The organism is Amycolatopsis pigmentata (assembly GCF_042684065.1).
GTDB lineage: Bacteria > Actinomycetota > Actinomycetes > Mycobacteriales > Pseudonocardiaceae > Amycolatopsis_E > Amycolatopsis_E pigmentata.
On record NZ_JBHUKR010000002.1, the window covers coordinates 95019 to 114244 of the forward strand.

A 19226-nucleotide genomic window follows, 5' to 3' on the forward strand; every position below is an offset into this window, starting at 1 on the left:
TCCGAAACCGCCAGGAGCTGGGCATCTCCCGGTGCCGATGTCACCTCACACTCGCAACGTTCTTGCGCGGGTCGCCCGGGCGTGCGAACGTCGGGCCCGCGACCTTCTGGCGAAGCCGCCCGATTCCCTCGACACGACTGACGAGCTCGTCTCCGTGCCGCAGGAACCGAGGAGGGGTCATGCTCGCGCCGATTCCGGACGGCGTGCCGGTGAAGATCAGGTCACCGGGAAACAGGGGCGTGATATGGGAGATCCACGCGATCAACGTCGGGATCGTGAACAACATCCCCGACGTACGGGCGAACTGCACCCTCGTGTTCGAGAGCGAGCACTCGATCTGCAGGTCGTCCGGATCTGCTAGCTCGTCGGGCGTCACGAGGACGGGACCGGTAGCACCGAAGCCCGGGAACGACTTCGCCAACCCGAACTGCGGGGCCGGACCCGAGTGCTGGAGCTCTCGCTCAGAGAGGTCCTGCCCCACCGTAAGGCCAGCGACGACTGCCCAGGCCTGCTCCTCATCAATACGCTGAACGTGCGCGCCGATGACAACGACGAGCTCAACCTCCCAGTCGACACTGCCCTCCGGCAGGGCGAGCGTCTGGTTCGGACCGACAATGCACGAGGGAAACTTGGTGAAGACGACCGGACTATCGGGCAGGGCGAAGCCAGCTTCGCGCGCATGCTCGACATAGTTCAGCCCTACCGCGAAGACCTGACGTGGGCGCGGGCTGGGAGCTCCGACCTGAGATCCGCGCAGCCACTCGGGTTCGTCGACCACATCGTTCGCGTCGCACTCCGCTTCCGCCCACGCCTTGAACGTCGCCCAATGTTCGAACACTGCTTCGGGCGACGGGCCGAATGCACCCTTGCTCGCCTCCCAGATGTCCACGGGTTGTTCACGATGAGCCAACACGGCACGACCGTTAAGGTTTGCAATACGCACGGTTTCCTTCTCTCTTCGACACAAATTTGGCCCGCCCCTCAGAGCTAGGAGAGTGCCGCAGCCCAGCGGCTGCGGAATGGGGGAAACTAGGCCGGGGACGACGACATCACTTCGAGGGGTGCGGCCAGGAGATCGGGTAGCGCACCTCGCGAGGACGCCGACCCGAAGACGTAGCGATCGGGGCGCACGAGAACCGCCCCCGCCCCGTGGCGTTCGAGCCAGGCCGCATAGAAACCATCCACATCGCCCACGACTTCTGACCGCTCGGAAAGCGCACCGCTGGACCCGCTCAACGCGACGAGGCTGACCGTGGCGTCACCCCAGCGCTTCAGATCCGCGGCGCCGAGGATGTCGAGCCACGCACCGTCGCGCACCAGAAGGACCCAGCCCCCGCCCGCGATGTCATCAAATCTCCTACGCGCTCCCGACCGGTCGACGACCGTGGTCTGCGGAAAGAGCATCCCGCGAACCTCCTTCCCGGACGACGCCGGATCAAGCAGGCCTCGGTCATAGCCCGGGAACTGAAACGCTTGCGGCGACTCTCCTCGCTCGACCTGATCGACGAGGGCGGCATCTCGCTCGAGCGCATCCACTGGGTCGCGGACGGTCTGAACGCGTCCCAGCTCGACGGCACGTTCGACGATCGCGCGCACGTGCGGAGAGCGCTCGGCGGCGTAGGTGTCGAGCAGGCGGTCGTCCGCGTCGCCACTCAGCACCACTGACAGCTTCCAGGCCAGGTTGTGTGCATCGCGAAGACCCGAGCACATGCCCTGCCCAAGGAACGGCGGCATCTGGTGCGCGGCATCGCCAGCCAACAGGATCCGTCCTTGGCGCCAGGACTGTGCCACCGTCGACCGGAACGTGTACGGGGCTATCCGAATGAGCTCCGCGTCATCCGCGGTGATCCAACGACTCACCCGCTCCCACACGTCACGCGTGACCGTCTCGTCCAGCTCGTCGACAACGGCATCGAGCATGAACGAGAAGCGATGATGATGCGGACCGATCGAGATGATCGAGGTCGGCTGGCGGGGATCGCTCAGCTGCTGGGCCATGGGCAGATCGACCTTGCGCTTGAGCCGGAAGTCGCAGACGAGCCACGGTTCTTGGAACTCGTAGTCGTCGAACTCGACCCCGAGAGCGCGTCCAACCGTGCTGTTTCCCCCGTCGCAGCCGAGCAGGTATCTCGCGCTGAACGAGCGTTGCGTTCCGTCCGGGGTTTCCACGAGGCCGCGTACGAGACCGTCAAGCTCCGCGACGCCGACGAGAGTCATCCCCCGGTTGATCTCGATTCCGGGGGTGCTGCGGCACAGCGCGTCCAAGGCGTCCTCGATCACGGGCTGGAACATCATGTTGAACTCCGGCCAGCCGGAGAGCCCGACGTCTGAGAACCGGTTTCGGATCAGAACCTCGCCTGCGGCATTGACCCAGTCATAGGTCGCCTGGGCACGAGCACCCGCGCTCACGGAGTCGGCGATTCCAAGCTTCTGGAACAGCCGCATCGTCTCGTCGTCGAAGGTGGCGGCGCGCGGCAGGTTATAGAGGCTGGGATAGCGCTCCACGACGCCGACGCGATGCCCCTGTTGACCGAGAAGCGCCGCCGCGACCATGCCGGTCGGTCCGTATCCAACGATGAGGACGTCGAAATCCGTCGCCACCATGCTCACCGCGACTCAGAAAGGATCGGCGCTTTCATCGCCTCTGGCACGAGAGGCCTGTCCTCCAGGGCAGGCGAGGCCCACGCCGCCACCGGCAGCTCCTCGCTGTCGGGACCCGGGTCCCAGAAGAACGGTCCGTCGGCGAGCTCGTCCATCTCCGAGTGGTAGTACTCGGCGAAAGCTCCTGCGGGATCCTTGAGGTACCAGAAGTAGTTGGCCGAGGCTGCGTGACGCCCGAGCCCCCACGCGTGCCGTTCCGGATGGTTCTCGATCATCCTCGCGCCGCCGTAGCCGATCTCGTCGACATCGCGGACCTTCCATGCTGTGTGGTGCAGCAGCGTCATCGGCGCCGGCAGCAGCACGATGTTGTGGTGGTCAGTGTCGAAGCGCATGAACGGACCACCCATGACGTAGTCACTGATGCGCATGCCGACGCCTTCGACGAAGAAGCGTTTCGCCGCTTCCACGTCAACGCACCCGAGTGCGACGTGCCCCAGCCGCAGGGGCTTCACCGGCTCCCGGCGCACTAGGTCGTTCCGGTCGATTGACGTAGGCGCACTCGCGCCCGGGTCGCGCGCCAGGCGCTCGCCAATCGACACCCGGATGAGGATCGAGGTGGCGGGCTCGAGCACCTGGAGCTCCCCGTTGACCAGACTCGCCGTGATACCGAGCTCAGCAAGCCGGGCCCGGATGCTCTCAAGATCTGCTTCGTCGTCCGCCGCGAGGCTCAACTCGACCACTCGGGGAGCAGCACCGGAACGAAGGATCAGCTGTTCGCCGCCCAGGACTGTCGAGAACCGCCCAGGTGCGGTCTCCTCGAGACCAAACTCGACGAAGAACGATCGGGCCAACAACAGGTCCGGGACCTCTCGGACCAGACTGACGATGCGATGAACGGCCACGGGTACCGACTCCCTCCAGATTCAAGAGCAAGTTGTTCCTCTTGAGTGAATGACATGCATATTACGTAACCGCCATACTATGTGCATGCCCGATGCTGACCGTCAAGGGATCCAGTCCGTCGAACTGGCCATCAGAGTTCTTACGGCTCTTGAACAGGCAGGCCGACCGGTCCCGCTGTCCGAGGTGGCGAAACTGGCCAACCTCTACCCGAGCAAAGTCCACCGCTATCTCGTCAGCCTGATCCGAGGCGGGTTGGCCGAACAGGAACAGTCGTCGGGTTACTACACGCTCGGGCTTGCGGCCCGTCGTCTCGGCGTGGAAGCCATCCGGCGCGGCGACGAAGTCACGCTGGCGACTCCCTACGCGTCGCGGCTGCGCGACACGACCGAGCACACCACGAACCTGGCCACCTGGGGCGATACCGGGCCCCTCATCGTCCGGTGGGACTATGGCGCGTACCCGCTGCCGATCACCGTCCGCGTGGGCTCGACGCTGCCGATTCTCGACTCATCGGTCGGACGTGTGTTTCTCGCGCACCTTCCGTCGGCCTTGACTGCGCCGGCACTGAAAGCCCAACAGAAACGCGGCGAAACCACCCGCATGGACGACGACCGGGTCAACGACATCTGCCAGCAGGTGCGCGACAGCGGATACTCACTCACCACGGGGGGCGTCATACCTGGCCTAGCAGCGATCGCTGCACCGGTATTCGGACCGGGACTGGGGCTGGCTCTGGTCATGAGCATCACACTCCCGACGGCGGCACTCACCCGCTCCGTCGAGTCCCAACTCGTCACGGCTCTTACCAATGCGGCAGCGGAGTTGGCCCGCGACCTCGGAGCGTGACGACCTGTCGCTCGCCTCGCTCGATACCAAACGCGGCCCGCTGTGTAGCGGGACCGACGGAGAGCAGACGGCGGCCAGGCCTCACGCTGCCCACGCCTGGCCGCTCTGCGCCATCCTCACAATCGAGACGTGGAACCACTACTCGGGCGTGCGCAGTGCCTTCATGATGTCGAGGTCCGGCCGGTCCATGCGTACCGCGGACTCCACGACCGCGTACTCGTCGTACCCCATGCGGGTCATCGGCTTCATCGCCGCCGTATCCACTCGACCATCAGCGATGAACCGATCGTCGATGTACACACCCACGACCTCGCCAAGGATCAGCCGAAAGTGGTGAGCCGATCCGTTCGCCGCGTGTGGCACGAAGGTCTCGGTATAGACACACTCCAGCGCAGCCGGAGACCTGGCGACCCGAGGGGGGCTCACAATTTGAGAGGGCACCAGCGCCAATCCGGCGAGTTCTGCCTCGTCGACACCCTCCTCGACTGAGCTAGACGTCATGTTCATCTGTTCGCGCAAGTCCCACGTGGCGAGGTTGCAGACGAACTCACCCGTCTCCTCGATGTTGCGCCTGCTGTCCTTCTGACGGCCGTCAACGCGCTCGCCGATCGCTAAAGACACCATGTTCGGGCTATCGCCGACAACGTTGAAGAAACTGAACGGGGCCAGGTTGATGGAGCCGTCGCTTGCCACGGACGTGATCCATCCGATGGGACGTGGTGCGACGAGCGCCTTGAACGGATCCCACGGGAGTCCGCCGTTTTTGGGCTCGCCAGCGAGCGGCGTGCTGCGGATAAACATCCTTCTCCTCCAGCGCGCACAGAGGCCGCGCGAATGTGTCGGGTCGACATCGCAAAGCGGATGCCGCTTCAGCTAGGGGCGAAAGGACCTCTGCCGGTGCCCACGAAATCGGTCTGTCAGGTTACGAAGCCACGGCGGTCGGAAGCTCGCCCGTGCGCAGGAACGCGAGAACGGTTTCCGCTGCGTCCGCTCTCGCGCCGTCCGAGTCGTTCCACTCCTCAATGACCCGAGCGTTCTGGGCAAGATCGCCGATCTTCACGCCAATGCTTCGTGGGTGAAATGGATCGTCCTCGGAGCCTGGCAGGACCAGCATCGGGGTGGTGACAGATCGGACCTCGTCGTCTGTCATGCTCACGACGAAATCTCGGTCCTTCCACATCCTCTCGGCGAACTCGACGATCTTGGCCTCCGAAAGCTCCGGCCGGAACTGGACGAGACCGTCTCGCCACGTCTTCCACTGACCTTCGAACTTCACTTCATTGCCGCCGGCGATGCCGATCGGCATCTCGAGCACTGCACCGCGAAGCCTGCTGCCGATGAGCTGAGACAACTTCAGGATGAACGAACCGCCGATGCAACACCCGACGACGTGGAATGAGTCTGCGTCGAGATACTCCATCAAGCGCAGCTGGTCGTCGGCATAGGTCGACCACGGATCACCGGCTGCCGGGAAGTTTCCCACCGACCTACCGGCATTGCGCTGGTCCATCACCACGACCTGGAACTCATCGGGCGGCAGCAGCTGGGTCATGTCGAGCGGAGCTCGAGCCCAGTACGGAGCGGCAGACTGAACTCCGCCCGGCGCGATCATCAGCACTGGCAGGCCTGCACCCCAGGTCTCGTAGTAGATGCTCGTCGAGTCATCCTTCACAAAGAAGGGCATGCGCTTTCCTTTCTCTCGTCTTCACCGGATGGTTTCGTTCGCTGCCGAGAGCTCGACAGCGCTCACGCCGTGCGGCGCGAACTGCATGGCCGCGCCTTCGCCCCGTGCCGCCAGTGGCGTCCAGGTCAGCCGGCCGGGGATGCTGGGGTCACCTGTCTGAACGAACCGGACCCACGCGGACGCCATCAGATCAGCAGTCGAGCGATCGCGCGCCGTCCAGGCCCATGGTTTCGTATCCAGGTTGTCCCACACATAGGCCAGCTCGGCCGTGTGGTAGGCGCCGTACGTCGACAATCCATCGAGGGGTGGTTCGACCAGGTCCCCAATGGGCACCGGGGGTTCGCAGGAGAATCGGTAGAACCAGACGTTGTTCCCGACGCTCGCATGGGCGCGGGCCCACGTCAGGGCCGGGCGGATAAATCGATCGGACCCGATGGTTCGCCGGTCGGGGAGCGACTGATCGGGCCGAGCCGGCTCCTCGGCGGGTCCGGTCACGTGGTTCGACGCGTACGGGGACCCCTCATCGTCGTTCGAACCGACCAGGAGAGGCGCGCTTCGCTGCCCTCCGGATGAAAACACCGCCGCGGGATCGTGATCGAGCAGCCAGCCGTCCACCACTGCCTCCGCCTCACCGCCGACCGCCACGTCGAGAGCAGAAAGCTGGCGAAGATCCGCGATGGTGCGGACGCCGCGGCTCTCCGCGAATCGGATGCCGTCGCCTTCTGCTTCGGCCAACGACGCGACGCGTTGCCGCGCTCCCGCTGCCGGGCCGCCACTCTGACCGATGGCCTGCCCGAAGAGACCCTCCGCTTGGGGCGAGACCATCAGGTGCGAGACGTGTCGGGCGCCGGCCGAGCTTCCGGCGACGGTTACGCGTGCGGGATCTCCACCGAACGCCGCGACGTTATCGTTCACCCACCGCAGACTCGCCAGGATGTCGCTCAAGGCGTAGTTCCCACTGGCGGAGTGAGCGCTCTCGGCCGTCAGGTCAGGATGCGCGAGGAACCCCAACGGGCCAAGTCGATAGTTCACGGTCACGACGACGATGCCGCGAGCGGCGAGCCGTCGTCCGTCGTAGATGGCCTGCCCCCCGTGCCCGAATCGGTTAGCACCTCCGGGTATCCAAACCATGACGGGGAGCCGGTCCTGAGCACTTAGGGACGGTGTCCACACATTCAGATACAGGCAATCCTCGCTCATGACGAGACCGGTCGGATCCGCGAAATTACTCTGGTAGAGCACTGACCTCATTCGTGGTTGCGCCTGCACGGGTGCGGGTCCCGGGCGATTTGCAGCGCGTACGCCATCCCAGGTCGGAACCCCGCTTGCGGGCCGCCATCGTCGATCGCCTACCGGGGCCTCGGCGAACGGGATCCCTGCGAACGCCTGGACTGCGGCATCGGGAGACGAGCTGCTCCTGAGCCTTCCACCAGAGGTGCGCACCACGTGCGCGGAACCATTCACGGGTTGCCGACTAATCTTCGACGGAGCGCCGGCTGGGGTCGACCAGCTCGATGAGGGCGCCGTCAGGGTCCCGAATGAAAGCCGCGAATGCTCCGCGGTCGGAGAGCTCGGGATGATCTTCGGGCAGATGGAGCTCGCGCGCACTGCGCTGGACCGTGGCGATGTCCACGCCGAGCTCGACCAGCGCACACAGGAGGCCCTGCAGTTCACGGACCTCAAAGGCGACGTGCTTCGTGCCTCCCGTCGCCAGGTCGGAGATCGGGCTCCGGCGGCCGTCCGGGACCCCGGCGCCCCCCTGGACGCTCCACAGCTCGACGCGGACGCCGTCGCGTACCAGGAACGCGTTTCGACCAGCGAACTCGGGAGTGTCGAACGAGCCTTGCCGCTCGAGCTGCATGCCGAGCACTGACGAGTACCACCGTATGGACTCGTCGATGTTCTGCACGGCAATACTGAAGTGGTGCATCTGCAGCGTAGGGAAAGGGGATCGGACTTCGGTCATGGCATCTTCCCTTGTGGTGTCGGTGCGCCAGGCTCCTGCGGCGATGGATCAGCGGAGAGATACGCCTCCTCGATGCGGCTGACGTCCCCTCGGAAGTCCTCGGCACCACCCGTAAGGTGAATGCGCCCACGCCTCATAACGTAGATCCTGTCGGCGATGTCGGTGGCCTTGTGCACGTATTGCTCGACCAGGATGATGGCTGCCCCTCGCGCCGCCGCGGTGGTGACGACCCCGAGCAGCCTGTCGACGACCTGCGGTGCCAGACCTAGCGAGATCTCGTCGATGAGCAGGACCTTCGGCTCCCCACGCGTCAGCGCGCGGGCCAAGGCGAGCATCTGCTGCTGACCACCTGACAGAAGTCCGGCTGGCCGCGCGAGATGTTGCTCCAGTTCAGGGAAGTACTCGAGTGCCACATCCGTTCGACATCGACTGACCTTGAGATTGTCCGCCACCGTCATGCGCGCGAACACAGAACGCTGCTCGGTCACCAGTCCAACGCCCGACCTCGCCCGCACGTGCAGAGATGCGGTCGTGGCCACGCCACCCAGCCGCACCTCGCCGCCGATGACAGGCAAGGCTCCGCACAAGGTCATGATGGTGGTCGACTTGCCCGCGCCGTTGGGTCCGAAGAGGGCGACGATCTCTCCCTCGTCCACGTGCAGGTCCAGGCCGCGCACCACCGCGACACCGGCATATCCGGCATCCAAGGACCGCGCTTCGAGCAGGCTCATCGTCGACTTCCGATCTGCTCACGATCGTCTGACGCAGCGGGAGCACCTAGATACGCCGCAATGACGGCGGTGTCCTTCCGGATGGCCTCCGGCGGCCCTTCAGCGATGACTCGACCGAACTCGAGGACGACGATTCGGTCACAAAGGTCGAGCAGGAGCGGGACATCGTGCTCGACGACAAGGACGCCGATCCCGCTGCGTGCCGCGACGCACTTGATCGCTCGGGACAGTTCGCGGCTCTCGACGTGATCGAGCCCGGCGGCCGGTTCGTCGAGGAGGAGGATGCGTGGTTCAGCCGCCACGGCACGGGCGATCCCCGCGAGCCTCGAGGTCCCCTGAGGAAGCGACGTCGGGAAGCTTTGGAGGACGGGTTCGAGGTCGAACTCGGCGATCACCTCGTCCATCGCGGTCGTCCGGATGCGGCTGCCGGGCTGGAGGAGATCGGAGAAGTAGCGTCGGACTCTCTGACGATCAGCCGCCACTTCCAGGTTCTCGCCGATCGTCATCGACCGAAACAGGCCGACACCTTGCCACGACCGGATCAGGCCAGCTCTCGCGCACCGTTCGGGACTCCAGCCGTCGATCTGCTGTCCGTCGAGCAGCCGTCGGCCTTTGGTAGGTGCAGTGAAGCCCGAGGCCACGTCGAGGAGCGTCGTCTTGCCAGCACCGTTGGGGCCGATGAGGCCGACGATCTCCCCCGGGTTTATCGACAGCGACACGTGATCAAGTGCGACTACTCCGCCGAACTGCACCACGATGTCTTCAAGTTGCAGGGCGACAGGCGACCCTCCACTCGCCCTTTGGCGGTCGGGGGTGACGCTCGCCCGAGGGATCCGAGCCCAGTCCAACGACCGGCGGCTGAGCCTGGCCGCACCCGCAATGCCCAGGGGAAAGGCCAGCAGCTGGCACACGACGAACAGCTCGATGCGCATGCCCTGGGCCTGGAAGACGAGAACCAGCGCAGCCCCCAGAGCCTCGAGCACCGGCCACACGTGCTCGACCGCCAGAAGCCGCCCGGACGTACGACCCTCTACTAGGCTCCTCAGGACGAGAACGACCAGGACCGACACCGCAGCGATGTACTCGATCGGCTCGACGACGAGGCCGACGATGAGGCCCGCGCTCGCCAGGAGATCGACACACCCCGTGGCCCGCCAGAAGCGACGACGTGCACTCGACCGGAACTCGCGAGCGCGGTCGTCGTCTCGCCCGAACGCCTCGGCCCAGACCCGAGCGATGCCGTCCGGCGACGTCCGCAGGATCGCGATCAGCAGGACACCGGTTGCGAGCCCCATCCATATGGCCACGTTCGCCACACCGCCAAGGGTCTGGTCGACCAACTGGGACAGCAGGCCGCCCCCCGCCATCGAACCTCCGACGGGCGAGCCGGATGCCCAGCCAAGTCCTCCAAGGACCGTGTTCTGGACGGTCAGTACCGACGTAACGGCGTCGTAGTTCGTGAACGAGGCGCTGGGAAACTGGAAAGCGAGGTACCCGCCGGCAAGCCCGGCGAGACCAGCACCCACTCCGAAGGCATACAGCTTCGCGGTGTAAACACTGACCCCCAGCGAGGCTGCGGCGAGCTCGTCGCTGCGTACTGCGATGAGCCGGCGGCCTGAGCGGCCACGCCGGATGTTCGCGGTCAATAGACCGCCGAGGACCCACAGGATGAGGCCGAGCGCGGCGTAGCGCTCGGGATATCGGATCGGATCGAGGTCGAGGCCGAAAACACTCGGCGTCCCGACGACAAGACCGTTGTAACCGCCCGTCAACGAACTGTTGCGGAAGATGAGAGAGTTGAGCAGCAGGGCCAGAGCGAGCGTCGCCACGGCTAGTGACATCCCGCGGGCGCGCGCCGCAGGCACGGCGACTGCGAGTCCGAGGACGATGGCGCAGGCCACACCGATCGCGATGGCGACCAGAAAGTTCATGCCCCACGTCGACCCAACGCGTGCTGCGACCCATCCTCCGAAGCCTGCGAGGGCGAACTGGCACAGTGACAGCTGGCCGGCATAGCCCGTCACGACGACCACAGAGAGGATCACAAGCCCCGCAGCAGCCGTTGCAATGACGGCGGCACTCCATTCCGGCGCGATAACGAGGACCGCAGCCAGCCCGATTACCCCGATCACGAGCGGCAGCATCGAGATGTGCCCGTCCCCGATGTTCGGCAACACGGCCTGGCTTTCTCCTCGCTGCATGCGGGTGCGTCCCCGCACGGCGATCAGTCCCACGATCAGTGCCAGCGGAACCGCATCGGACAGGCCGGTGAGCGACTGTGCGTCAACGTGCAGAGCCGAGGCGAGATCACTGGTCCTGTAGGAAATCTCGCTCCCGCAGACGCCGATTACCAGCGCAGCGCCGATCGTCACTCCGAACGACGAGAAGCGGCCCACCAGCGCCGCGGCGAGGGCCGGAAGGATGACGGCCGAAAGGACAACGGCGTTGAGTCCGATGAGCGGCGAAAGGAAGATCGCGGCCAGAGCGGACAACGCACCTGCGATCGCGAAATTGATCTTCTCGATGCGGCCGGTCGACCATCCAGATGCAGCAGCGAACAACCTGTTCTCGGAGACTGCGGCCGTCGCCAGCCCGAACATTGTCCGGTTGTATAGAAGAGTCAGGAGCCCGGCGAGTATCAGAGCGCTCACTGCGAGGATCAGCCGGTCTGTCCCGATCTCCACCGGTCCCCCGAGGCTGATCCCGTGCGTCGGGAGAAATCCTTCAGGAGCAGTTGAGATCGGACCCCACACCAGCAGCATGAAGGAGACCGCGCTGGTGTACAGACCCAACGTGACGATCAGCTTGACCAAGGGTGATGCGTTCTCTCCGGCCAGCCGCATTGCATAGTAAGTTCCGATCCCCAACATCGCGCCCACCAGGATGCCGACGGCTATCGCTGCGGCTGCCGGCATGCCGTCGTCGCGAAGGGTGTAGCAGACATACGCTCCGATCGCGCCGAGAGCGGCGGCCGCGAAGTTAACGACGCCGGAAGCGCGATACACGACTACGACGCTCAACGACACGAGGCTCGTCAGGGCGCCAGCGGCGAGGCCGAAGAGGGCAAAGACAATAGCTTCTCTCAACGCGATCCCTCGATGCTTGAAATAGCCAATTGATGGGTCATGACTCACACGCCCGCAATCTGGTCGATCACTGGCGCGAGAGCCGTCATGTCCTCGTGGCGAACGATGAAGTACGAGATGCCCCACCGACTCCGCCGCGCGAGGAGATCGTCAGCGATCTGCGCCTCCGAGCCGACGAGCACCGACGGTGACAATAGGGCCTGATCAGGATCACGAAGGCCGGTGCTGTGCAAGGTCGCGAGGCTTTCGATGCGTTGCTGCGCGGCTGACCGCCGGTCGCCCGAGGAGACGATGACCGATCCGACCATCATGGCGAGCTCGAGCTCGCGAGTGCGCGCATGTCGCGCCCCGAGGTCGTTCAGCTTGGCATCGACGTCCTCGTAGCAAGCGTCGTGGCTGCCGACCATGTTGAGGTTCACGATGTCGGCAAACCGGGCAGCGATGCCGAGCACACTGGATCCCTTCCCACCCAGCATGAGCGGCGGAGGCGGGACGGTGGCTGAGGCCGAACCAGGCATCTTGTCGAGATGGAAGAACTCGCCGTCGAAGTCGACGCTCGTCGACGAGTGCAGGACCGCACGCACGACCTGCGCATACTCCGCCAGGCGCCGGACCCTGGTCGCGGAGTCATCGAACGGGATTCCTGCCCAGTCGTACTCCGTCTTGGCCCAGCCCGCTCCGATCCCGAGTTCCAACCTGCCACCGCTCAGCTGCTGGATCGTGGCAGCTTCCTGAGCCACGACGACCGGATGGCGCAGATCTTGGTTGAGGACCGCCGTGCCGACATGCAATCGCTCGGTCAACATCGCGGTCGCCGCCGTTGCCGGCAACGGTGACATCGTGCTGACGTGGCTACCGCTGAGATCGAGGTGGTCAGACAGGAAGACGGTCGAATACCCCAATCGCTCCGCGCCCTGCACCAGTTCCGTCCATCCGGCTGTGTCCTTCGCTCCGGCCATCACCCCGAATCGGAACGGGCGGGGGCGGTCGCTAATCGGCGACGACGAGCTAGGCGCGAGTTCGGTGCTACTCATGGGCGGAGATATCGCCGGTCACGCTCTGGAAGGACCCGACCGGAACACTGATCCCGTCCTTGATGGCGAAGACCTGCTGAGCCTTGGAGAAGACACGACCCTGGCCTAGCGGTGAGGTGGCCGGGAAGGGGTTGCCGCTGGAGAAGTCGAACGGCGCGAGAGTCGGTAGAGCGTACTCGCCGTGCGACACGACAGCGTCGATCGCTGAGTCCGACGAGAGCTTCTCGATCTTTGCCTTTTCGAGGCCCTTCAGCGCCTCGCCGAAGGCGTGCACGGCCGTCCACTCCTGCACTGCGTACGTACTGATCTGGGGAGAGAACGACTCGCCGGCCGCCTTGTACTCGTCCGTCATCTGCCTGATTCCCGCGTTCGACTCCGTCGACGCCGGGATGATGCCGCCTACCTCGTAGGCGCCGTTGAGCTCGGTGGCAAGGGTTTTCTTCTGATCGGGCGTGATGATGCCCTCATCTGCAATGATCGTCGACTTCGACGGGTCGAAGCCGGCGCTATAGAGCGCCTTGACGAACTGCTGAGGCTGGATGACGAGCGGATCCACTGACTCCGTCCCCGATGACACGAGCTGAGCCGCCACCGAGGCAAAGTCGGTCGTTGTCAGAGGGAAATAGAGCTCGTGGAAGGCAATGCCCCCGGCCTTGGCTGTGTCCGAAGCGATCTGGGCCTGCACGTGGGCCGGCGGGACGTCGACGGCCGTCAACGTGAAGGACTTCTTATCAAGTGCCTTCGCGACCTTGACCTGTCCGGTCACGCCGAGCAGCGGGTAGTTGCTGGGATACGACAGCTTGCTGGTGTTGTCCCACCCGGTCTGATTCGTGGTGAAGAAGGCCGGGAGGTTGGCCGTCTGCGCACCCTGATCGGAGCTGCCCGCACCGGCGGTGAACCCGATCAGTGCGAGGGTTCCGTTACTGCGCGCCTTGTTGCCGCACAGAACCGAACCGTTGGCACTGCTCTGATCGTCGCAGACCGTGATCGCGACAGGTCGTCCTCCGGCGCAGGTGCGGTTGAGCGCCTTGGCCGCCACTGATGCGGCAGTCGGCACCTCATTCTTCGTAGTGGCGAGCGGGCCACTGAGAGAAAAGATCGTCATCAGCTTGATTGGCTCACCCTTGCAGGAGCCGGAGTCGGCTTGGCTACCTGACCCGGCCTGGGACCCCGATGTCCCGCAGCCGATGAGTCCAAGGGCGAGCAGCGTGCCGATCGCGGCGGCGGTCCTGAGCTTGAGGGTGCTGGATCGGCCGTCTCGTGCCGCTTCGTTCCGGTACGTGCTCACTGGGTAAGCCTCCTTTGGCTTCTGTGGCGTCGCGCCGAGACGACCTGGCAGAGACAGATCTCGAGCCACGTTTCGTCGACGCATCGCGTCGAAATGGGAAGTTAACATTCACGATGGATGAAGTCAATGAGTATATATGAACGATCCGATGGGCGCCGAGGTGAAGAGGAGGAAGCTCCGACTGCCCGAACTGACGGGGGAAGCCGACCTCCGGTGAGAGTCCAGTCGATCGTCATAGTGCGCACGGGGCCCGACCACCTTCAGATCGAGGGGCTCCACCCATCGCTCAGGTCAGCGACGGCCAGTGACGCATACGTTGACGCCGTCGGTCACCGGCGCCCGGGGTTGCCGACGGCAACGTCGAGCGCGATCCGGTTTGAGTGGACCCGAGTTCCGGACTGCCGACGAGGCGCGGACCGCACCGGACAACTGGTCTCTGCGGTCGCGAGTGTGCCCCGGCCGGTAACCCGCTGAAGACGTCGCTCCATACCGTTTGTCGGCGCGAAGCGGTGGCCATTAGCGGTGGCGACTTCGCCGAAGCCGCACTACTCCTCCGCAGCGGAGGTGACCTCGGCAGACCAGATGCCGTTCTGGCTGCATCGGTCGGCAGGCGTTCAGCCTTGGCAAGACTCGAAAGCCGGCCTGTGCGTTGCAACCGGCGCAGGACGGAGCAACGTGACAGCAGCGCTATAAGTGAGCGGAGCGACGTCGGTAAGGAGCTCTGGCGAGCCCGGCGAGTTCCGACCGGGCGCCTCCGACGTTCCCGCGTAGTCCAGGACCCGGTGGAACTGTCCTGTGAAGCTCAAGAAGCTGTCAAGGCCCTGGCTGGAATGAGCCGTATCCCCACGGAAGAAGAGGAGCGGCAGTGTGGGCTCGTCCGGCACCGGACGAAAACCCGCTGGGCGCGTGGTACGTCACTTGCACGGTGAGCGAGGGCAGGGGATGGGCCGCTGACCGGACGGACCGTCGCGGTCAAGGACAATACCGCGGTCGCGGGCGTGCCCATGATCCCGGACCGATTGCCAGCCGCGGCCACGAACGATCGGGTTATGGATCAACTCGCCCTTGAAGAGCGAGTTGATGCCTCAGCCATCGCACTTCGATACAGGCTCTGACGGGCCCGACCACTAGGTGGTCCGGGCGCGTAGGTGGGCACGTTCGCCTTGCCTCCCGAACAGGACGAGGACCTCGACGGGGGTCTCGCCTGCAGCGCCGAGCCAGTGCGGGACGTGAGTGGCGAACTCGGCCACCTCTCCGGGGCGCAGTACGAGGTCCTGGTCCCCAAGCAGCAGGCGTAGCGTCCCGTTGAGCACGTAGAGCCACTCGTACCCCTCGTGGGTCTGCAAGTCCGGCGCGACCGGTGCCGGCGTCACCGGGATGATGATCTTGTACGCTTGGAGGCCGCCCGGGCGGCGGGTCAGCGACATGAACGTCTGGCGACCGCGGCGAACGGGTTTGATGTGCACCCGCGGGTCGCCGGTGTATGGCGCCCCGACAAGGTCGTCGAGCGGGGCACCGTAGGTCGCCGATAGTGGGAGCAGTAGTTCGAGGTTAGCTCGTCGCTTACCACTTTCGAGCCGAGAGAGAGTGCTCGCGGAGATACCGGTGGCCGCGGACACCTCGGCGATGGTGAGGCCCCGGCGAAGGCGGATCTCGCGCAGTCGGCGCCCCACGGCATCGATGACGTCGTCGACGTGGCTCATGGTCGGGAGTGTGCCGAACCCTCCGGTGCTGGGGCAACGCCAGGTTCCGGTGCGGGGTTTCTCATTACCACCAGCACGCACAGCAGGGCGATGACGAACAGGATCCCGGTCACGGTGAACGCCAGGTGGTAGGCGGCGAGGTCTGCGTCGAACGGGTCGCCCGGCGCCCCGGTCTGGCTGTTCTGGCGCGCGAGTGTGTAGAGCGTGTTCAGTAGGGCCACACCGAGCGCGCCACCGAGTTGCTGGGTGGCGTTGACCAGGCCGCTGGCCACCCCCGCGTCGCCGGGGTCGATTCCGCTCAACGCGGTGCTGTTCATCGGGGTGAAGACCAGGCCGAGCCCGAAGCCCATGAGCACCAAGGGGATCAGGGCGCCGCCGACCAGGCCGCGAGAACCGTCGATCGTAGTCAGCCAGAACATGCCGGCTGCGGCAATCGTCATGCCGATGGCCATGGGCGGACGCGGACCGAGATGGGTCAGGCGCGGGGCGAAGAACAGCGGAACGAATACGACACCGGCGCAGAAGGGCAGGAAGGCCAGACCAGATTTCAGTGGCCCGTAGCCCAGGTTGCGCTGTAGGTAGTAGGCCAGGAACAGGAACATACCGAACATGCCGGTGCCGACGAGCATCGCGGCGGCGAACGCGCCGCCGCGGGTGCGGTCGGTGATGATGCGCAGGGGCAGCATCGGCGCCTGTGCCCGGTGCTGTCGGACGGCGAAGCCGGCCAGCAGCGTGACGGAGGCGACGAGGACGACCAGGACCGGCGGTGAGGCCCATCCGTCCGCAGACTCACCGGCGAGGGTGAAACCCACGACGAGGCCGACCGAGCCAGAGGTGGCCAGCAATGCGCCCGGCACGTCGAGGCGGCGGGGGCCGGTCGCGGCGCTCTCACGGGCGGCGCAGAGGGTTCCGGCGACCGCAATGGCCGAGATGGGCAGATTGACCAGCAGACACCAGCGCCAGTCCAGGAACTGGGTGAGCAGGCCGCCCGCGATCAACCCGAGTGCGCCACCAGCGCCCTGCACGGCGCCGAACACGCCGAAGGCTCGTGCTCGTTCGCGGGGTTCGGTGAAGGTGACGGTGACCAGCGAGAGTGCCGCTGGAGAGAGGACGGCGGCGAAAGCGCCCTGAAGGATGCGGGCTAGAACGAGCATCGTCGTGTTCGCCGCCAGTCCACCCAGGGCGGAGGCGACCGCGAAGCCGACGAGTCCGACTATGAGCATGCGCCTGCGCCCGAAGAAGTCGGCGATGCGGCCGCCCAGCAGCAGGAGGCCCCCGAAGGTGACTGCGTAGCCGGTGACTGCCCAATGCCGGTTGGCGTCGGAGATGCCAAGGGCATGCTGTGCCTGCGGTAGAGCGACGTTGATGATGGAGGCGTCGAGAACCACCATGAGAGTTGCCAGACTGATCGTCGCGAGCGCGACCCAGCGGCGGGGATCAGGGAGGGCCGCGCCCTCGGTTGTGCTCACGGTCGCTCCACGGTGTAGGTCAGGCCCAGGTGGTCGCGGATCTCGGCGATGAGGTGCTCGAGGCCCGCAGCGCCACCTGGCAGGATGTTGATCATGGTGAGGAAGCCGTGCATCTGGCCCACGGCCACGTGGGCACGCACGGGGATGTCGGCGGCCGCGAGCGCTGCGGCGTAGGCCTCGCCCTCCTCGCGCAGCACGTCCTGCTCGGCGGTCACGATGACCGCGGGCGCCACGCCGCGCAGGTCGTCCGCACGCAAGGGGGAGGCATCCGGATGGACGCGACCGGCCAGGTCAGGCAGGTAGTGGTCCCAGTACCAGCGCATGGTCTGACGACTGATCATGAGCTGGTTGGCCGGGTCGAGGTAGCCGGGACGGTCAAGGTCGGCGTCGACGACCGGGTAGACGAGCACCTGTAGGTGCACCAGCAGGTTCTCGTCGCGGGCCCGGCGGGCGGCCACGGCTGCCAAGGCACCGCCCGCGCTGTCCCCGAAGACGATCACGGGCACCGAACAGTCGGCGAGCTCCTCGACGTGCCCGCACACCCAACGCAAAGCAGTGACCGCGTCATCGATAGCGGCCGGAAAGGGATGCTCGGGGGCGAGGCGGTAGTCGACGACGACGACAACGGCGCCGAGGTCGACCGCGAGCCGCCGGCCGAGGTGGTCGTACTCCGCGAGGCCACCGTGCACCCAGCCGCCACCGTGATACAGCACAAGCACCGCGCTGGGGGTGCCCGCCGGGGTGAGTATCCGCACGCCCACGGACACACCGTCGACGGAAACCTCACGGTCCGCGCTGCCCGCCACCTGCGGGCCGGGTCCGGACATCTGCGCCCCGTTGGCGGCCATCGCACGGGCCTCGGCGACCGACAGTTCGTGCATCGGCGGCGCACCGGAGTCGGCCATCATCTTCAGTAAGCCCCGGGTAGCAGCGTCGAGCGTCACAACACATCTCCGGCCAAGGTGCTCTGCACGAGCAGGGCGTGATCGGTGACTATGGCGGTCTCGCCGTTCGTGCCAGTGGCCTTGCGCTGCGGACAGTCCCAGCGGACGGGGATCCAGCCCGCCTCGTCGAGCCTGAGCTCGCCATAGGCCTCGTCGGGGACGCTTCGGGACAAGTCTTGGGCCTCAACACGGACCTGCCCGGCGAGTCCCTCAATCTCGGCGCGGCGGGCGACACCCGCGCCCGCGGCGATGTCCACAGCGACAACCTGCCAACCACGGTGAGTCAACCCGAGACTGTCGGCACCGCCCCCGCACGCCAGGTCAAGCGCGGCCGTACCCGCCGACAGACTGAAGGGCTCGACGATCTCGGCCGGCAGTGGGCTGACATGGACGGCCTGTCCTTGGCCGTGGTTGGCGTACCGGTTCTCTCGGAACCGGGCAGTTTCACTGCCTGGGATCCTCGTCCCGCGCATGAGGTGCTCCTCACTGTGGTTTCTCGACCCGCCTCCGAACGCGGTCGCTGTTCGCCAGCGTGGTCGACCGTCCGGACGCGGTGCACGCTTTCGTGCCGAAACGGCACGGACAATCTCTGGATCGGGCCCGGGCGCCGCCCATGGGTAACACCGCGTTTTCCGTGGCGTTCACCGTTCGGATCACTGTCGCCATTTCGGCACGATTTGTGGCGCGCTTCGGGCCGCTCGTGGAAGGTGGCGAACATGACTTCGAGCTTGCGGGGCGTCTATACCGGCGTCGCGGCCGAGGGTCCGCGCCTCGGAGACCTCCGAGCGGGCGCCCTGACCAAGGCAACCATCGAAATCGCTTGGTCCGGCACGGCCCCGGTTTGTATCGAAGTCATTCGGAAAGGTGATGCATACAGCTCCGTGGAAATTCGGAAACCTTCCATGTGACGGCGTGTCGCGCGATCAAGCTTCACCGTCTGCGCACCGAACTCACCATCGGGCTGCTTCCCG

At 65.7% G+C, this 19226-nt stretch carries 16 protein-coding genes; 1 reads left to right on the plus strand and 15 read right to left on the minus strand.

The genetic code is table 11. From position 1 onward, the window contains the following. Positions 1 to 40 precede the first annotated feature (40 nt). From ACFSXZ_RS00850 to ACFSXZ_RS00860, 3 genes are all read right to left on the minus strand, one after another. Positions 41 to 889 (minus strand): fumarylacetoacetate hydrolase family protein, encoded by an 849-nt coding sequence (locus ACFSXZ_RS00850; protein ID WP_378260147.1) that lies wholly within the window; start codon positions 887 to 889, stop codon positions 41 to 43. Positions 890 to 1029: 140 nt separating this feature from the next. Next, on the minus strand, positions 1030 to 2604 hold the full coding sequence (gene mhpA / locus ACFSXZ_RS00855) for a bifunctional 3-(3-hydroxy-phenyl)propionate/3-hydroxycinnamic acid hydroxylase MhpA (protein WP_378260349.1): 1575 nt from the start codon (positions 2602 to 2604) through the stop codon (positions 1030 to 1032). 2 nt (positions 2605 to 2606) lie between these two features. Continuing rightward, on the minus strand, positions 2607 to 3503 hold the full coding sequence (locus ACFSXZ_RS00860) for a VOC family protein (RefSeq protein ID WP_378260149.1): 897 nt from the start codon (positions 3501 to 3503) through the stop codon (positions 2607 to 2609). Positions 3504 to 3588: 85 nt separating this feature from the next. Between ACFSXZ_RS00860 and ACFSXZ_RS00865 the strand changes: the two genes are divergently transcribed. Continuing rightward, positions 3589 to 4350, plus strand: a complete 762-nt coding sequence (locus ACFSXZ_RS00865) for an IclR family transcriptional regulator (RefSeq protein WP_378260151.1) — start codon at positions 3589 to 3591, stop codon at positions 4348 to 4350. 138 nt (positions 4351 to 4488) lie between these two features. Here the strand turns inward: ACFSXZ_RS00865 and ACFSXZ_RS00870 are convergent, their stop codons facing one another. The 12 genes from ACFSXZ_RS00870 to ACFSXZ_RS00925 form a co-directional block, all read right to left on the minus strand. Further along, complete coding sequence (locus ACFSXZ_RS00870) at positions 4489 to 5151, minus strand: flavin reductase family protein (protein WP_378260153.1); 663 nt, start codon at positions 5149 to 5151, stop codon at positions 4489 to 4491. Between the two features lie 121 nt (positions 5152 to 5272). Further along, positions 5273 to 6034 (minus strand): alpha/beta fold hydrolase, encoded by a 762-nt coding sequence (locus ACFSXZ_RS00875; RefSeq protein ID WP_378260155.1) that lies wholly within the window; start codon positions 6032 to 6034, stop codon positions 5273 to 5275. Between the two features lie 21 nt (positions 6035 to 6055). Further along, on the minus strand, positions 6056 to 7498 hold the full coding sequence (locus ACFSXZ_RS00880) for a carboxylesterase/lipase family protein (protein WP_378260157.1): 1443 nt from the start codon (positions 7496 to 7498) through the stop codon (positions 6056 to 6058). A gap of 10 nt (positions 7499 to 7508) precedes the next feature. Continuing rightward, positions 7509 to 8000: a VOC family protein gene (locus tag ACFSXZ_RS00885; protein WP_378260159.1), complete on the minus strand. Its 492-nt coding sequence runs from the start codon at positions 7998 to 8000 to the stop codon at positions 7509 to 7511. Next, entirely contained in the window at positions 7997 to 8731 is a 735-nt protein-coding gene (locus ACFSXZ_RS00890; protein WP_378260161.1) for an ABC transporter ATP-binding protein, read from the minus strand. The genes ACFSXZ_RS00885 and ACFSXZ_RS00890 overlap by 4 nt, the downstream gene beginning before the upstream one ends. Then, on the minus strand, positions 8728 to 11865 hold the full coding sequence (locus ACFSXZ_RS00895) for an ABC transporter permease subunit (protein ID WP_378260163.1): 3138 nt from the start codon (positions 11863 to 11865) through the stop codon (positions 8728 to 8730). Before ACFSXZ_RS00895 ends, ACFSXZ_RS00890 begins: the two co-directional genes overlap by 4 nt. Beyond that, on the minus strand, positions 11862 to 12851 hold the full coding sequence (locus ACFSXZ_RS00900) for a TIGR03621 family F420-dependent LLM class oxidoreductase (protein WP_378260165.1): 990 nt from the start codon (positions 12849 to 12851) through the stop codon (positions 11862 to 11864). The genes ACFSXZ_RS00895 and ACFSXZ_RS00900 overlap by 4 nt, the downstream gene beginning before the upstream one ends. Continuing rightward, positions 12844 to 14139, minus strand: a complete 1296-nt coding sequence (locus ACFSXZ_RS00905; protein WP_378260167.1) for an ABC transporter substrate-binding protein — start codon at positions 14137 to 14139, stop codon at positions 12844 to 12846. The genes ACFSXZ_RS00900 and ACFSXZ_RS00905 overlap by 8 nt, the downstream gene beginning before the upstream one ends. 1127 nt (positions 14140 to 15266) lie before the next feature. Further along, entirely contained in the window at positions 15267 to 15842 is a 576-nt protein-coding gene (locus ACFSXZ_RS00910) for an XRE family transcriptional regulator (protein ID WP_378260169.1), read from the minus strand. Further along, positions 15839 to 17311: an MFS transporter gene (locus tag ACFSXZ_RS00915; RefSeq protein WP_378260171.1), complete on the minus strand. Its 1473-nt coding sequence runs from the start codon at positions 17309 to 17311 to the stop codon at positions 15839 to 15841. The genes ACFSXZ_RS00910 and ACFSXZ_RS00915 overlap by 4 nt, the downstream gene beginning before the upstream one ends. Next, a complete protein-coding gene (locus tag ACFSXZ_RS00920) occupies positions 17308 to 18255 on the minus strand; it encodes an alpha/beta hydrolase (protein WP_378260173.1) in 948 nt (315 codons plus the stop codon). Before ACFSXZ_RS00920 ends, ACFSXZ_RS00915 begins: the two co-directional genes overlap by 4 nt. After that, on the minus strand, positions 18252 to 18728 hold the full coding sequence (locus ACFSXZ_RS00925) for a hypothetical protein (RefSeq protein WP_378260175.1): 477 nt from the start codon (positions 18726 to 18728) through the stop codon (positions 18252 to 18254). Before ACFSXZ_RS00925 ends, ACFSXZ_RS00920 begins: the two co-directional genes overlap by 4 nt. Positions 18729 to 19226 lie beyond the last annotated feature (498 nt).

Coding starts and splice junctions, on each gene's coding strand:
- ACFSXZ_RS00870 (WP_378260153.1), bottom strand. CDS start 5,151: ATGTTTATCCGCAGCACGCCGCTCGCTGGCGAGCCCAAAAACGGCGGA.
- ACFSXZ_RS00885 (WP_378260159.1), bottom strand. CDS start 8,000: ATGACCGAAGTCCGATCCCCTTTCCCTACGCTGCAGATGCACCACTTC.
- mhpA (WP_378260349.1), bottom strand. CDS start 2,604: ATGGTGGCGACGGATTTCGACGTCCTCATCGTTGGATACGGACCGACC.
- ACFSXZ_RS00900 (WP_378260165.1), bottom strand. CDS start 12,851: ATGAGTAGCACCGAACTCGCGCCTAGCTCGTCGTCGCCGATTAGCGAC.
- ACFSXZ_RS00925 (WP_378260175.1), bottom strand. CDS start 18,728: ATGCGCGGGACGAGGATCCCAGGCAGTGAAACTGCCCGGTTCCGAGAG.
- ACFSXZ_RS00875 (WP_378260155.1), bottom strand. CDS start 6,034: ATGCCCTTCTTTGTGAAGGATGACTCGACGAGCATCTACTACGAGACC.
- ACFSXZ_RS00890 (WP_378260161.1), bottom strand. CDS start 8,731: ATGAGCCTGCTCGAAGCGCGGTCCTTGGATGCCGGATATGCCGGTGTC.
- ACFSXZ_RS00865 (WP_378260151.1), top strand. CDS start 3,589: ATGCCCGATGCTGACCGTCAAGGGATCCAGTCCGTCGAACTGGCCATC.
- ACFSXZ_RS00910 (WP_378260169.1), bottom strand. CDS start 15,842: ATGAGCCACGTCGACGACGTCATCGATGCCGTGGGGCGCCGACTGCGC.